At 38.8% G+C, this 15,783-nt stretch carries 16 protein-coding genes and 1 other RNA gene; 3 read left to right on the top strand and 14 right to left on the bottom strand.

The window, feature by feature from the left end:
- Nucleotides 1–111: 111 nt before the first annotated feature.
- The 9 genes from rplK to NUV40_00990 all read right to left on the bottom strand — a co-directional run bounded on the left by rplK (nt 112) and on the right by NUV40_00990 (nt 7,256).
- Nucleotides 112–534 (bottom strand): 50S ribosomal protein L11, encoded by a 423-nt coding sequence (gene rplK, locus NUV40_01030; GenBank protein MCR4342468.1) that lies wholly within the window; start codon nt 532–534, stop codon nt 112–114.
- Between the two features lie 97 nt (nt 535–631).
- Nucleotides 632–1,177 (bottom strand): transcription termination/antitermination protein NusG, encoded by a 546-nt coding sequence (nusG, locus tag NUV40_01025; GenBank protein MCR4342467.1) that lies wholly within the window; start codon nt 1,175–1,177, stop codon nt 632–634.
- Nucleotides 1,178–1,220: 43 nt separating this feature from the next.
- The gene (secE, locus tag NUV40_01020) at nt 1,221–1,400 is read right to left on the bottom strand and encodes a preprotein translocase subunit SecE (GenBank protein MCR4342466.1); all 180 of its coding nucleotides are present in this window, start codon (nt 1,398–1,400) and stop codon (nt 1,221–1,223) included.
- A gap of 142 nt (nt 1,401–1,542) precedes the next feature.
- Complete coding sequence (locus NUV40_01015; protein MCR4342465.1) at nt 1,543–1,917, bottom strand: septum formation initiator family protein; 375 nt, start codon at nt 1,915–1,917, stop codon at nt 1,543–1,545.
- 123 nt (nt 1,918–2,040) lie between these two features.
- Nucleotides 2,041–3,828: a translation elongation factor 4 gene (gene lepA / locus NUV40_01010; protein ID MCR4342464.1), complete on the bottom strand. Its 1,788-nt coding sequence runs from the start codon at nt 3,826–3,828 to the stop codon at nt 2,041–2,043.
- An 88-nt stretch (nt 3,829–3,916) separates the two neighbouring features.
- A complete protein-coding gene (locus NUV40_01005; GenBank protein ID MCR4342463.1) occupies nt 3,917–4,498 on the bottom strand; it encodes a Fe-Mn family superoxide dismutase in 582 nt (193 codons plus the stop codon).
- A gap of 113 nt (nt 4,499–4,611) precedes the next feature.
- A complete protein-coding gene (locus NUV40_01000) occupies nt 4,612–5,178 on the bottom strand; it encodes a redoxin domain-containing protein (protein MCR4342462.1) in 567 nt (188 codons plus the stop codon).
- Nucleotides 5,179–5,222: 44 nt separating this feature from the next.
- On the bottom strand, nt 5,223–5,504 hold the full coding sequence (locus NUV40_00995; protein MCR4342461.1) for a rubrerythrin: 282 nt from the start codon (nt 5,502–5,504) through the stop codon (nt 5,223–5,225).
- 54 nt (nt 5,505–5,558) lie between these two features.
- Nucleotides 5,559–7,256 (bottom strand): hypothetical protein, encoded by a 1,698-nt coding sequence (locus NUV40_00990; GenBank protein MCR4342460.1) that lies wholly within the window; start codon nt 7,254–7,256, stop codon nt 5,559–5,561.
- A 50-nt stretch (nt 7,257–7,306) separates the two neighbouring features.
- On the opposite strand from NUV40_00990, the gene NUV40_00985 reads away from it, so the two are divergent.
- The gene (locus NUV40_00985) at nt 7,307–7,531 is read left to right on the top strand and encodes a MerR family DNA-binding transcriptional regulator (protein ID MCR4342459.1); all 225 of its coding nucleotides are present in this window, start codon (nt 7,307–7,309) and stop codon (nt 7,529–7,531) included.
- Nucleotides 7,532–7,568: 37 nt separating this feature from the next.
- Here the strand turns inward: NUV40_00985 and rnpB are convergent.
- Both rnpB and NUV40_00975 read right to left on the bottom strand, forming a co-directional pair.
- Nucleotides 7,569–8,142: RNase P RNA component class A (gene rnpB, locus NUV40_00980), an RNA gene on the bottom strand.
- 86 nt (nt 8,143–8,228) lie between these two features.
- On the bottom strand, nt 8,229–10,508 hold the full coding sequence (locus tag NUV40_00975) for an ATP cone domain-containing protein (protein MCR4342458.1): 2,280 nt from the start codon (nt 10,506–10,508) through the stop codon (nt 8,229–8,231).
- A gap of 239 nt (nt 10,509–10,747) precedes the next feature.
- Here NUV40_00975 and NUV40_00970 point away from each other — a divergent pair, with 239 nt between their 5' ends.
- Nucleotides 10,748–11,146 (top strand): hypothetical protein, encoded by a 399-nt coding sequence (locus tag NUV40_00970; GenBank protein ID MCR4342457.1) that lies wholly within the window; start codon nt 10,748–10,750, stop codon nt 11,144–11,146.
- A 6-nt stretch (nt 11,147–11,152) separates the two neighbouring features.
- Nucleotides 11,153–13,615, top strand: a complete 2,463-nt coding sequence (locus NUV40_00965) for a TraM recognition domain-containing protein (protein ID MCR4342456.1) — start codon at nt 11,153–11,155, stop codon at nt 13,613–13,615.
- 15 nt (nt 13,616–13,630) lie between these two features.
- On the opposite strand, the gene NUV40_00960 is transcribed toward NUV40_00965, so the two are convergent.
- The 3 genes from NUV40_00960 to NUV40_00950 all read right to left on the bottom strand — a co-directional run.
- A complete protein-coding gene (locus tag NUV40_00960; protein ID MCR4342455.1) occupies nt 13,631–14,392 on the bottom strand; it encodes a hypothetical protein in 762 nt (253 codons plus the stop codon).
- A gap of 71 nt (nt 14,393–14,463) precedes the next feature.
- Nucleotides 14,464–14,928, bottom strand: a complete 465-nt coding sequence (locus NUV40_00955; protein ID MCR4342454.1) for a hemerythrin domain-containing protein — start codon at nt 14,926–14,928, stop codon at nt 14,464–14,466.
- An 8-nt stretch (nt 14,929–14,936) separates the two neighbouring features.
- The coding region (locus NUV40_00950; protein MCR4342453.1) for a class I SAM-dependent methyltransferase at nt 14,937–15,783 on the bottom strand (847 nt) is incomplete at its 5' end.

Genomic DNA, 15,783 nt, shown 5'->3' with positions numbered 1-15,783 from the left:
GGCGTTTTATTTTATTTAAGCTGTTGCTTCTATTCCTTACAGGAACAGTACACCTTGTCGATATTTCTTTTCATGCTTTCAAGAAATATCTGGCAAGGTCCATAGAAGTGCCTATTGCACTTCTATGCCCATGGAGCGAGCGCTCCCTTCTATGATCTTCATCGCCGCCTCCACATCATTGGCATTTAGATCCTCCATCTTCCTCTCAGCAATCTCGCGAACTTGAGCTTTAGTCACCTTTCCAACTTTACTTGTTATATTTTTACCGGAACCTTTCTCCACGCCAGCCGCCTTCCTCAATAAGTCTGAAGCCGGAGGGGTCTTCATCTTAAAGTCAAAACTTCGATCATCGTATACATATATCTCAACAGGTATTATGTCGCCCATCTTATCTTGGCTCGCATCATTGAATTTCTTTACGAAATCTCCAATATTCACGCCATGCTGACCTAAAGCAGGCCCAACAGGAGGAGCAGGATTAGCCTTCCCAGCCGGAATTTGAAGTTTTATGATTGATTTAATTGCTTTTGCCATTTAATTTAGTCGTTAGCCAATAGGGTTTAGCCAATAGAGTATCACTAATTTTGGTAATTTTAGTGGCTAATGGCTATCTACTAGTGGCTAGTTTATATTAAAGTTTCCTAATTTGCAAGAAGTCCAACTCTACCGGTGTTTCCCTCCCAAAGATAGAAACCAGGACTTTTACCTTGCCACGGGAGTCATCCACTTCTGACACCTTGCCCTCAAAATCTTTAAACGGTCCGTCGTTAATCTGAACCGTCTCGCCTATTACAACATCTATCTTGTGTTTTGCGTTTCCGCCATCCATCTTCTTAAACAAAGACTCTATTTCACTGGCATCAAGCGGAGTCGGGGTAGTGCCTGCGCCTACGAAACCTGTAACTCGAGGGGTATTCCTGACAACATACCATGAGTTATCTGTCACTATCATCTCAACCAGCACATAACCCGGGTAAACTTTCTCTTCTATAACCTTTCTTTTTCCTCCTTTTATCTTTATCTTTTTTTCCGTAGGAACAACAACGTCAAAAATCTTATCTTCCATACCGAGAGATTCAATCCTCTGCTTTAAATTGCGCACAACAGCATCCTCATACCCGGCGTAAGTATGAATAGCATACCAATTTCTTCCTGTTTGTAATTCCTGTTTTGCCATATCTTTTTTAAAATAAATAATCCATCTAGACGAATTTTGATGATTAAATAATCAATTTATCTATGATATAACCGAAGATAAAATCAAAGAAACCCAGATAAAGCGCGACAAAAATTGATATCGCTATCACAACAATGGTAAACCGAACAGTATCCTTCTTGGAAGGCCATTTAACATGCTTTAATTCTCCTTTAGTATCTCTTAAATAATCCGTTAATTTCATAAATTCTAATTTAAAACGCCCTCTCAGGCGCTACTGTTTATGATACTTTATATAGGCATTATGTCAACCACCCTTGAGGTTAAGTCATGTTCTAGCCCTGCCTGCCGGCAGGCAGGCGTTGAAATATGAGACAGGGCTTCATTTATCGGCCAAAAATATTCCAAAACCAATTTAAGCTTTTTCTCGGAGTGGCGTCTTCACTGTCATCTTTCTTGTCATCAACGATAATGATCACCCTCTCGCCCGGTTTGGCTATCTGAAATTTATCACGAAGCTCATCTTCAATACCGGCATTAGTATTAAGACGATCTATCTCCGCTTCAAAATAATCCTTCTTTGACTTTATATCATTTAACTCACTACTGACTTCTTCATTCTTCTTAATCGCCTCCCTGCTCTTATTATAAACATCTGCGATAGAAAAAATAAAAAATATAAAAATCACCAATAAAAAAAAGATGGAAACATTAGAATACATCAAGCGCCGCAATATTCTCCTTTGTTGAAATTCTCTCATTATTGTTATATTATAGCAGACAATGAAAACCAATAAACAAAAAAAGAGGAGTCAACTTATCTGGATAAGCATATCACTCCTTGCTGTAATAGGTATGGTCCTATTTACAATAGCGCCACTCTTCTAACTTTTCATCATCTTTAAGAAAACTTCTTGAGGAATGTTTACCTTAGAAAAAGCCTCTTTTTTTTTCTTGCCTTTTTTCTGTTTTTCCCATAACTTCTTTTTCCTGGAGATATCTCCTCCGTAAAGATATCCGGTAACATCTTTCTTCATCGCGGATATTGCCCGAGAAGAGATTATCCTGCCAAGCGCTTTGGCCTGGATTTTAATGACAAAAAGTTGCCTAGGCAAGATTTTATGCAGTTTCTCAACAGCTTCTTCTGCCTCTATGTTTACTCTCCTTCTTGATATTATTTTAGTAAAGGCGACAATCGGCTCATCGGCCACAAGTATCTCAAGTTTCACCACATCAGCCTCCCTCATATCGCCTATTTTATAAGAGATAGACGCATACCCCGAAGATACGCTCTTAAGCTTATCAAAAAAACCTCTCATAAGTTCGCGAAGAGGCATCTCTCCATTCATTGAAATCCTTTCTTTTCCAAACTGATTTGTGTCTGCAACCAGAGCCTCATGCTCGTAACAAAGCTTCATAATATCTCCCACTTTTTCCGAGGTGGTAATAATCTCAAAATTAACCCACGGCTCAAAAACTTTTTTAATTAAATGCGTTTCCGGAAAAAAAATAGGTGAACGAATAATCTCTTTCTTGCCGGAAACAAATTCCACTTCATAAGAAATAGTAGGCGAAGCGGTTATAAGATCCAAAGAAAATTCTCTCTTTAGGCGCTCAAGCACTATCTCCAAGTGAAGCATTCCCAAAAAACCGCAGCGAAATCCTCTCCCAAGCGCCCCCTGAGTCTCTTCCTCAAACTCAAGCGATGAATCAGAAAGGCTTAGCTTCATAAGAGCCTGTTTTAAATCGTCAAAATCATCTTGCCCTTCAGGATAAATACTTGCCCAGACAACGGGGCTCGGCTTGAAATATCCGGAAAGAGGAGGAAGAGGCTTCTTAAAAGAAGTAACCGTATCGCCGACTACGGCAACATTCGGCTTTTTTATATTTGTAACGATATAACCAGTCTCGCCCTCGTTTAAAATGGAAATTTCTTTCCTCTCTGGAGTAAAGATGCCAACCTCTCCGGCAATAAATTTTTCTTTACCGGCAATCAAAACGAGCTCATCGCCCTTCTTAAATGAGCCGTCAGTTACTCTGGCATACACAATAACGCCCTGATGATTGGAATATTCAAAGTCAAAAACAAGCGCTCGCGACCCTGATTCAGAACCGTGAACAGGAGCAGGAATACGTTTGATTATCTCTGCGATAAGTTCATCTACTCCTTCGCCTGTCTTTGCCGAAACTTTAAGCACGTCCTTTTCATCGCAACCCAAAAGATCCATCACTTCTTTCAACACAACATCAACTCTTGCGGCTGGCATATCTATCTTATTTAAAACAGGGATAATGACGAGTCCGCTTTTCTCTGCCATCTCAAGAGTGGAAAAAGTCTGAGCTTGCACTCCTTGAGTAGCATCGACAAGAAGTATCGTTCCCTCAACAGCCTTTAGAGCCCTTGATACCTCATAAGAGAAATCTATATGCCCGGGAGTGTCTATCAAATTTAGCTGATAGTTTGTATCCTGCAACTTATAGCTCATCCTCACGGGTTGCATTTTTATAGTGATACCGCGCTCGCGCTCAAGCTCCATCACATCAAGCACCTGCTCTCTCATTTTCCTTTTTTCAACAGCGTTAGTTTTGTCTATCAAACGATCGGCAAGAGTTGATTTGCCATGGTCAATGTGAGCGATAATGCTGAAATTTCTTATATTTTTAGTCTCCATCTACTATATCCTACATCAAAAACAGTTCAATTTCCAGAAAACAAAAAATGTCAATCCGCCGTGGCGGATTGACATTTAAGGTTAGTATTTATCGCAATCTTGATTCAACAGTATTCCAATCTATCACCTTCATAAAGTTCGCGATATAATCTGCCCGCTTTAAACCATAGTCCGTGAGAAAAGCATGTTCAAATACATCCATCACAAGAAGAGGCGTAGCGCCAGACAAGTGTCCAACATCATGTTCGTTTACCCAGACATTAAACAATCTTCCGCTCTCTTTATCATAGTACAAGATTACCCAGCCGATCCCCCTCATCGCGCCCATTGAACGAAAATCTTTCTCCCACATATCATAAGAACCCCACTCTTCTTCAATTTTCTTATAGAGATCTGCATTTTTATTTATTTCTTTGCCCACTTTTGAAATATTACCAAAGTAAAGTTCGTGAAGTCTCATACCGTTAAATTCCCACCCAAATCTTCTGTTTAATTCCGCAAATTCCGGCGAGCCGAATTTATCTTCCTTTTCCATAGCAATAAGAATATCATTCAATTTATTAAAATTGGCCACATATCCTTCGTAAAGAGTAAAATGATTTTTCAAAAGAGTATCACTGAAACCCTCTGTTCCGATAAGTGCTTCAAAATTTTTTGTTTCGTATTTCATAATTAAGTCAAAAATAATTTTAGAAATTTGACTTCTGAAGAATTTCCCTTCCGCCAGCTGGCGGAGACCGTTCTGGAAGAAGTCAATTTCTAAAATTATTTTTATGTTATCGCTTATATCTTCCCCACCAAGTCCATTCCCGGCTTTAGAGTATCCTTGCCCGGTTCCCAACTTGCCGGACACACATTTCCAGAGTGCTCTGCTACAAACTTTGCCGCCTGAAGCTTGCGCAGAAGCTCTCTAGCACTCCTACCGACACTGTTGTCATGAATCTCATAAGCCTTCACTATGCCCTCTGGATTGATAAGGAAACTTCCTCTTAGAGCAAGCCCCTCCTCTTCTATATATGCACCAAACTCCCTAGAGAGATTACCTGTAGGATCAGCCGCCATAGGGTATTTAATCTTTTTAATAGCCGGTGAATTGTCATGCCACGCCTTGTGAACAAAAACCGTATCAGTGCTTACCGAAATAATCTCCGCGCCTTCTTTCTTAAAAAGATCATAACTATTGGCGAGCTCTTCAAGCTCTGTCGGACATACAAAAGTAAAATCCGCAGGATAAAAGACCAGCGCCACCCACTTGCCTTTATAATCCGCTAATCTTACCTTCTTTGTGTCTTCATTTTGATACACTTCAAACTCCATATCAGTTACTTTTTTATTAATTAGATTCTCCATAATTTTGACAGTTAATATTTATAAAGCAGGGCTATTATCTTTAATTATTTTAATTCTTCTTCAACCTCTTTCCTGCCTTCTTCAAGCTCTCTTTCTTGCTCTTTATCAATACCTAAAAGCAATGTTTGAAATTCGCCTACATGTGTCTTCTCTTCTTTTGCCACGTCAAGCAGGACTTTCTTAATATCTTCACTTTGAGTATTGGCGGCAAGCTGTTCATATAAACTAACAGCATCAAGCTCGGCAATTATCGCCACTCTAAGTATCTCTTTATCTATATCCTCTTTTTTAACTTCATCTAAATTTATAGGTATGTTTGATAGCATATTTTTTATTAGTTAACATCTATAATTATCCATTATCTTACTATTTAAATATTTTTACAACTCCTCAGGCTGTGGAGCAATAGGCTTGGTTCGCCAAAATTTATGGCGAAAAGACTTGATGATTTCTTCCAATTCCCTATTTTTAAGAATAAGCAACACGCTGACTCCAGCCACAATACCTATCATCCCTGACAATAATCCTTGAAAAAATATCCCTATAAAAGTATTTATATCAAAAATATTATTAAATACAGAAAGAGATACATAAGCTACTACGCCAATAACAACAGTTGAAGCAACCGATTGGGCACTCACCCTGCGTAAGCCGGATAACCTGCCAAAATCTTTTTCAAAAATTCTCCATAATATAATACCGTTTAAAAGCACTCCGAATGAATAAGCAATCGGCAAAGCTATCACTGTTGAACCATCAACGCCATTGATCCTTAAAAGGTCTTCAAAGAAAATACGAATGAAAGGAAAAGAATTAAATAACCTTATAAAGAGAAAAGCTGAAATAATTATAATAACTGAGGAAACAATATTGATAATTATCGGCTTCTTCGTTTCGCCTGAAGCATAATAACCGCGAACAAATAAAAGTACTAGACTCTGAGAGACAAGCGAAAAAATAAATACAGCTAAAGCCGCTGCCACAAGCCTCGTGTCAGCCCAGTCAAAAGCGCCTGTCCCCAATATTACCCTGACAATCTGAGCCCTAAGCACGATGAAAAGCCCTGCCAAAGGCACAGACCAAAAGATGATATGTCTTCCGGCTATCAATATGTGATTCAAAAATTCTTCTCTTCTGTTCTCTGTAAAAAAGCGCGCTAAAGTCGGAAAAGCGGCTACTGAATAACTCGCCCCTATCACAGCAAGAGATACAGACTGAAGATTGAAAGCAAAAGTAAAAACAGTAATACTGCCGATACTTATCTTAGAAGCCAAAGCCACGAATATGGTAATCACAAACTGAGTAACCGAGAGACCGAAAGCACGCGGAAGAGAGAGCAGAAAAACTTTCTTTATGTCAGAAAGGTTTCTTACTATCTCAAACCTCGGCAAGAAACCAAGTTTATATACGACAGGAATCTGAATTGCAAAATGGAGAAAAGCGCCAAATAATACCCCCGTGGCGAGTCCGTTTAACCCAAAAACAGGATACAAGAAAATAATCCCAAATATTATCCCCAAATTATAAAATATCGGCGCAAGAGCATAAATAAAAAATTTATTGAAAGATTGAGTAATACTTGAGAGTATTCCCGAAAGCCCCAAAAAAACAGGAGAAAGAAGAAGGATCCTCGTCAGGGCGATAATTTCTTTCGCTTCATTTTCGCCAAAACCAGGGGCGATAAATTTCACCAGATAAGGAACAAAAAAGAATAAAATTACTGCCAAAGAAAGTATTAGTATCATAAAAATACTAAAAACTGAATTTATAAACCGAGAAGCTTCCTCTTTTCTTTCATTTTTTGTTTTCTTCTCATCAGAAAGTTTACCTAAAAAGACCGGTATCAATACAGAAACTGAGACAATTAAAGAGACGGCAAAAACATATACCAAATCCGGAATCCTAAAAGATGCATAATATATATCAAGCTCTAACCCTGCGCCAAACTTACCGGCAAGAAGCCTGTCGCGAAACAGCGCCAAAATCTGAGAACCCAAAGCGGATAATGCCAGAAGAAGCGCCGCTTCATGTAAGCCGTCAAAACCCTTATACACAAAATCCAATATTCTTTTTACCATTTTAACAAAAACACTTCAAAAACCGATTAAAGTATTATACGATATAATATATGAAAAGACGCATGGGGATAAAGTATCTTACAATCAAAGAGGCCTCGCTTCTTTTAGGAGTATCTCCACAGACTTTAAGAATATGGGACGAAATCGGAAAATTCGAAGCAAAAAGAGACTCAAAAAATAATTATCGCATTTATAGAATCCCTGAAATAGAATCCTTTATAAAGAAAAATAATTTCAAAATATCAACAAACAAAAGACTCATTATTGATGAATAAATGAAAAATCCACCCGTTAAGATGGATTTTTCATTTATTCATGTTTACGTCTATAAGCCGAATTCTGTACTGAATTTACCCGAGAGTAAAAACAGCGATAATCATTTATCTGTTCCGCCAGTTGCCAAGCGGAATCAAGCGGCACTCTGCCAACGCTACGCATTGGAAGCACGAAATCATAAATCCGAAGCACGAAACAATTTTGAATTTTAGTATTTGTTTCGAATTTCGATATTCGAGTTTCGGATTTCCAATGCGAAGCGCTGGCAACACGGCCTTGCACCAAACAGGGTTTACCACTTATAATCGTTGCCGATTATAACACTGAGGTAGCATCCGCTAACCGGCGGAACACCTTCAGTCTTTTCACCTTTTGTCCGCCGAGGCGGACTAGTATTGTCTCTGTGGCACCACCGACCTTACTGGTCGAGTGTCCTCGATTTTGATAAATCAAAATCGGGATTTCCCTACCCCAACATCACTGCTGGAGCGGAGGGTATTACCCTCTGCTTACTTCTCTCAATCCGTCCGCCAGCTGGCGGAGCGGATTGGAGGGTGTTCGGACTTTCCTCCCTGTTTTTTAAAAACAGAGCGATTACCCAACGTAAACTATATTAAATTATACCACTATATTAGCAAATATGCAACCCCGTCGCTCGCGCCTGCCTGCCGGTAGGCAGGAGCGACGGGGTAAGTCCTATATCTCGCAAGTACCTGCGGCGCATGCAAGCTCTTTTTTTACTTCAGTGTTATCCTGCGCCTCATGCAACACGATTCTTGAAAAATCAATCTTCCCTAGCTTATTTACCATCTCTTCATATCTTTCTTTACTAATAGCTTCATAAGGAGCGAGTAAGTAGACATGATCTTCCCTCGGCAGGAACGATAAACCACCTACAAGATCCCAATTCTCATAAAGCCAGTTAGAGACTCCAAGCCATTCATTCTCCCCCACAGAGATAGTCACTGAAGGATTATGCTCTGTATAATAATTCTTCACCATCTTCCAGTGTTCCAATTGCTCTATCGCATTCATATCATCTTTAAAAATAGACCCTGATGGCGCCTTAACAGGAAACTCTAAAACGAAAGTATGAGCTTCGTCCATATTCTGGCCGACTTCCGGCTTATATGGGAACTTCTGATCTTTCATCATTTTAAATAAAGGATCTGTAGCTGAAATCCTTACACGCCTTATATAATACTTTGCGTGCCTTGGATGCATTCCTGATGAAGAATCCACAAGCTGAGAAAGTGTGCCTGACGGTTTAATGCAAGTAATGGAAGTGGATTGATTCACGCCAAACTTTTTGGCATATATTTTATTTAATCTGACCGCTTCATTTTTAAGCTTTTCTAACACTTTTCCGTCACGGACAGCCGGGCAATCCCACTGGCCGGTAATAGAAATGCCAAGCAACCGTTCTTTCTCGCAATTTTCTTTCCATTCTTTAGAAAGATATTTAAAATTTGTGAGAGTAGACTGATAAGTCCCTAAAATAACCGCGATCTTCATCTTCTTTAAAAGACTTTTCTCATCATCTATGGCGCGCGCCACTATTTCAGAAAGGTTGCAAAATTGCCTTGGTTGAAGAATTATCTCTCCGCAAGGATTAACCCCCAAGTCATTAATATGTCCTCCTAAAACCTTAATACGTCTTTCCGGAATAGTTTTTAATAACCCCCCTCTATTGAATATGCCCCTTTCGCCGGAACGACTCTTCATAAGAGCCACCCATTCATCCATAAACTCTTCATTGCTTGGCTTTTCTAAATAAACAGCGGAATTATTCGCAAGCATTCTATGTGGTTCTGCCAGATAAAACTGTCCTTTCTTTGCGTCTCGCATTTCCACATCATCAAGGTCTGAGAGTGATATCAAGGCGCTTCTTCTCACTCCGCCCGAAACAACCACTTCGCCTATTTTGCATACAATATCATGCACATCTATATTTAAGAGCCTCCTGCCCTGTTTCTTCAATATCTTCTCGCGGGTAAACTCAAGCACCTGTCTTAATGGATCAGGACCGGATGATCTTCCTCCAAAAGTCTTAAGCCTTGCTCCGGCTGGCCGCAACTTTGAATAATCAAACTCAACATCATTCCCATCAAACCAAGTTTTCATCCCATGAACAATAGCATCAGCCCAGCCTTCTTTACTATCAGCAATAACATATACCGGAAGTTTCTTACCGCTTTGTTCTTTTATCTGCGGTAATGCTTGAACATTCCTGCTCTCAACAGAAAAACCAAGACCTGTTCCACACATTAAAATATACATAATCTCTCCGAAGTCCTGCAATCTTGAAGGAGCGATAAATGAACAGTTGTAAGCGCAAACGTTCGTCTCACGCGCCGGCTTGCCGGCAAATTGAAACAGCCTCATAGATGGCATCGCATCTTGCCTTAATATCGCTTCTCTCACTTCTTTATATTCAACATCGCTAAGTTTGCCTTTTAAATTCTCTTTCATAAAATCAATATAGCGGTCAACAGTTTCAATCCACGTCTCTCTTCTTCCTTCACTTTCAACCCATCTGGCATAAGTTCTATAGAAAATAAATTCCGCCAATTGATTTTTAAAATATTTACTGCTTTCTTCCGTAAGCTTCTTCACATTTTCAGGAACCTGCGATTCTTGCGCGCGCACTTGCGCCCTCCTGTCGCGATAAATAATATAAGCCTTGGCAGTATCGGCAAAATCTTCCCAGATAAGCTCCCTTTCCACAGTATCTTGGACTTCCTCCACAGTAGGGATGAAATACTTATTCTTAATATTGGTTTTATATAGATAAAGAACTACCTTTTCAGCTATTCTATGAGCGTCAAACTCTCCTCCCTCACCGGTAGATTTCATCGCTTTGCCCACGGCACTTGAAATCCTGTTAATATCAAAAGGGACAATCTTCCCGTCGCGTTTCTTTATGCTTTTTATAAGTTTGGAAACGTTTTTTGTGGCCTCAACTCCTTTAACCATATTTTTTAGTGCTTCCCCTTATTTTTCATCTCTAATTAAAAATTAAAAAAGAAAAATAAGGGGAGAATTAATATTTATAATTTGTATTGGCATTATAACAAAACATTGCGAGCCAAAGGAAGTGGAGAACGCTAAAAAAGCAACTTAAAAAACAAAAAAATAAACTTGTCCACTGGCTCTTTAAAAATCAGTGGAAAAACCCTTTCATTTTACTGTCTTAAAGTGCTATAATTTAATCAATGTTAAATACACCGGAACAATCAAAACAATTTAGATCGCCCGAAGAAGAGATTGAGTCATTAAAAAAGCGGATTGAAGAGCTAAAAACAGTCTCTCCCGAAGGAAACAAAGAGGCTGTTATTGAAGCGGTAAAAGAACACACAAAAAAAGCGCCTAAAGAGACGCTTCATGAAGAATATAAGTATGTTCCAAATACCGAAGAGCTGGGAAAACATAATGCATCAATTTTTGATTTGCCGGCCGAAGAGCATGACCGGCAAATAATTGAATTATTAAATCTTGCTAAAGAAAAAGGCATCATCAATGCCGTTAATCTAATATCAAAAACAGGCAATGCTCATTTATTAGATGATTTTGAAAGAGCGCTTGCCAGAAAAATATCAGAAAATGCCAATTAATCATAAATGATAAAAAATTTACCATTTAATTCATCTTCCATTCCATACGACATTGTGCTTATTGCCTTAATATTGGGAATACTTTTAGTATTAATATATTGGTTGATTTTATTCTTTCTTCATCGTTCAAGTTTCAAGCACCGCCTGATATGGTCTCTGAATATGGCTCTGGTGGAGATCACACTCCCCCACCAAGAAGCAGAAAAAGACCAGACAAAAACATTCAAAGACATCATCTCCGTAATGGAGGAATTCTATTCAGGCATGATTGCGATAAAAGATATGAAAGGATCATGGTTTGAAGATAACCCGTATTTTGTTTTAGAGATCGGACTACCAGCAAACGGGACAGAAGTTTCATTCTTCTCCGCCGTGCCAAGAGCCAAAATACAAATTTTTGAAAAACACCTTCACGCGCTTTTTCCAAGCGCGAAATTAAGAGAGGTTAAAGATGATTATAATATATTCAGATATGAAGGAGAAAATGCCGGCGCGATCGGTTCTCTTTCAACTTATGATGTTCTGCCGATAAAAACATATGATAAGTTTAATGCCGATCCGCTCTCTACAATCATCAACACTTTTTCAAAATTGAAAAAAGAAGGAGAAGGAGCCGCGCTTCAACTCGTAGTTTCACCCGCGCCAAACACTTTTCTTCTTAAAAAAGTAAAATCAACTCTTGATAAAGTCAGAAAAGGAGAAACTCTAAGCAAAGCTATGTCTAAAGAAGGGTGGCTTGACGCCGTCTTCAGCCTTATTGATGAAATAATTTTAGGGAATACTCCTAAGAAAAAAGACGAGAATAAAGACCCGATAACCGCAGACGAAGAAATAAAAAAACTCCTTGAAGAGAAAGCGTCACGCCATATATTATCATCAAATATACGCCTCATCGCCTCTTCGCGCGACAAAGGCAAAGCCGAATCAATTTTAAATGAAATAGAAAGCGCGTTTCTGCAATTTAGCGCTCCTCACGGAAATAGTCTAAAATTCAAGAGATTAAAAGGTAAAGCCTTAAGAAACTTATTTTTGGAATTCTCTTTTCGTCTTTTTAATAAAAAAATGATTATCCCTTTAAATACGGCTGAGTTAACCAGCATTTTCCATTTCCCAGTCGGGATAACTTCTTCTCCGCACTTAAAGCAAGCCAGGCTAAACGAAGCGCCTGCGCCTCAAAATATGCCGGAAGATGGAGTTGTGGTTGGTGAGAACAATTTCCACGGGGACAAAAACCTTGTCTATATTGGGGAAGATGACAGACGGAGGCATTTATACATTATAGGACAAACTGGCACCGGAAAGACAAGTCTAATGAAAAATATGATTGCGCAAGATATTAAAGAAGGAAGAGGCGTCTGTTATATAGACCCGCATGGCTCAGATATAGAAGATATTTTAAGTATAATACCGAAAGAAAGAATTGAAGATGTAATCTACTTTGACCCGGCAAATACTGCGATGCCGATGGGTCTCAACATGCTTGAGTATGACCCTCTCTATCCGGACCAGAAAACTTTCGTGGTAAACGAACTATTGGGGATATTCAATAAGCTGTTTGATATGAAAGTCGCCGGAGGACCGATGTTTGAACAATACTTCAGGAACGCGACAATGCTTGCAATAGACGACCCCAAGTCAACGGCAACTCTTATTGATATATCCAGAGTCTTATCAGACAAAGATTTCCGTGACAGAAAAATCGCCGCCTGCCTTAACCCTGTGGTAAAATCATTTTGGCGCGATGTGGCGGAGAAAGCCGGCGGTGAAGCCTCTCTTTCAAATATTGTTCCTTATATCACAAGCAAGTTTGACACATTCATATCAAACGATGTTATGAGGCCGATATTAGTCCAGAAAAATTCTTCTTTCAACTTCAGAAGAATAATGGACGACCAAAAAATACTCCTCATTAACCTATCCAAAGGACGGCTTGGCGATCTAAATTCAAATCTTCTAGGGCTTATAATTGTCGGCAAAATCTTGATGGCTTCCCTCTCTCGAGTAAATATGCCGGAGAGAGAACGTAAGGACTTCTACCTATACATAGACGAATTCCAAAATGTCACTACAGATTCAATATCAACCATATTGTCAGAGGCCAGAAAATATCATCTTGACCTTATCGTCGCCAACCAATTCATAGGACAGATTGAGGAAAATATCAGGAAAGCGATATTCGGCAATGTCGGCTCTATCGCCTCTTTCCGAGTGGGTGCCGAAGACGCGGAATTCCTCAAAACGCAATTTGAGCCGACTTTCTCTGCACGCGATCTTATAAACATTGATAATTACAATGCGTATGTAAAACTGCTTGTAAACGGACAACCAGCCAAGCCATTCAACTTAAAAACATTTGCATTTAAGAATGGAGATTATCAATTGCCGGAAAAAATAAAAGAATTCTCAAGTCTTAAATATGGCAGGCCGAGAAATCTTATAGAGATGGAGATAAATGAAAATTATAAATAATTATAATATAATCTATCAACCATTATTAGTTATCCTATATTTATCAGTACGGAGAAGGCCCGTTAAAATAATCAAGAAAGCGACTAATGTTAATATATGAAAATACCACCACACGATATTCCATTCTTCATAAAAGAAAGGAATGATTCCGATATTTATCAAGATAGAAAAACTTACAATAAGGCATAAAATCAGGTTAGTTATGGCATCCTTGTACCTTACCAATAATATAAGGGCGCTTATTAAGAACGAGATTGCCGTCAGACCGGTGATTATATCAAGTTTGGAACCTATATATTCAGCTATAGGCGGTGTCCCTAATATAAAAATAGGATAAGCGACAGTCGCGGCAATAAAACCTGCAATAATTTTTGATCTTTTATTATAGATATCTTCTCTCCATTTAGATAGAGATAAGCCTAACCCTAAAAACAGAATGGAGCCAAGAAACAATCCGGTATGCTCAAATATATCAAAGAGCATCTCATCAAAAAATAAAAAACCTGGCACAAAAACTCCGTGAGCGAGGAAAATGAAGCCGAATATATAAAAAGCTAGCGCTAAAAACAATTCATAAACGTTTTTAGAATATGAATAAGAAACATAAGCGCGATATGCCGCAAAAAATGAGACGAGGCATACAGCAATCATCACCGCGCCATGCAATAAATGATTATGAACAAATAAATCCGGAGTAGCTACTCTTTTCAAAATATAAATAAATGCCCCGAAAGATACCAAGAAAGATACGGTGGAAAGAATTATAGCTTTTTTCATTATATTTCTATAATAACTTTTTTAAATCCAAAAATAAATATAATTATGTGTATAACTAAAGAGCCGAATCTCTAATGCGAACAACCGCAAGTATTAGGCGGGGTGATCTCTTTTATCTTATTAAAAATCGCCTTTCTCTCCTCCTCTTTAATTGACTGGTCAATCCAAGGGTAAAGCAAATTCTCTTCCTTGTCATTATGGCTTCTTAAGATACTATCTAAAATGCTCTCCATTTCTCCTGTATTGAAATTGCCTGCTTTTATCTCCTCCCTTATCCGGTCAAGCAAATCTTTAATCTCAATATGCTCCGCCCTCATCACAGAAGTAGGGCCGTTATCCTTCATCCCCGTCTTCTCTTCAAAGATCGGGAAAAGTATCTCCTCCTCCCACCCTATATGGACGAAAAGCTCTCTTCTGAAAGGACAGAAGTTCTGCTTCGCTTCTTGCGGGCTCTCGTTCTTAAGCTCACGGAACTTTTCAAAAAGCCCGTCTAGCCTCTTATGATCACTCTGCATAAATTGTGTTATCGTTTGCATGGTGGTTATTATTTCTTTGTTAAAATTAGAATAGCCTGATCCATTTTTTCACCATCTTGATCTTTCTCGTCAATAAGCCCTTTCCAATCTCCCAAATAAATATTAAAACCGAAAGTATCAGCCAACTCTCTAAACTTATCGGCAGAGTGAAAGTATTTCACAGTCTCAGCTCCTTCAAGATAACCGGCGTTAGGGTCGCCGGACACTTTAAAAAATTTAACCGTAAAGTTATCTCCATCTTTCAACACGCGCACTTCATCATCCGGAAATGGTTCTCCATTGTACAGAAACCGCGCATTAGTAGAATAACTTTTTAGCTCTGGACTCGTGCTTCCGATAGTAGATACTAATTTACCGCCTGGCTTTAATTTACTGGAAAGTAATTTAAACAAGCCTTCTATATTTTCTATATGATCAATAGTGTATTTCATTATGGCAATATCCAGCTTTCCATCTTCTAAACCGCGTATATATTCTAAAATATCACTTTTGATAAAACTTATTACTTCTTCTCGTCCTTTATACTTATCGTCCCCTATGTACCTCTTCGCCAGATCCAGCATATAAGGAGAGACATCTACCCAGTCTATGTGCCCTCTTGGCTCTGTGAGCAGTTTACTGAAAAAATCATGATATCTGTCAGGGTGAGCTCCTCCACCCAACTCGGCCGCATAAACAGGATTATTAAAATCTTTGGTTTCTTTCATTAAAACCCTATCGGCAATACGAGCAACCCTAAAATTCTTATCATTTTGCTCAAGTTCTGCAAATTTTAGAGCAACTTCCGGAGAGAAGTACATCTCTAATTCTTTTTGTTGTTTCTCTTGTTGTGGCATTTCATTATTATTCATAACA

Source organism: Patescibacteria group bacterium (assembly GCA_024654625.1).
Classification (GTDB): Bacteria; Patescibacteriota; Minisyncoccia.
Note: the sequence above shows the minus strand (reverse complement) of the source record. Positions and strands in the feature narration are given on the sequence as shown.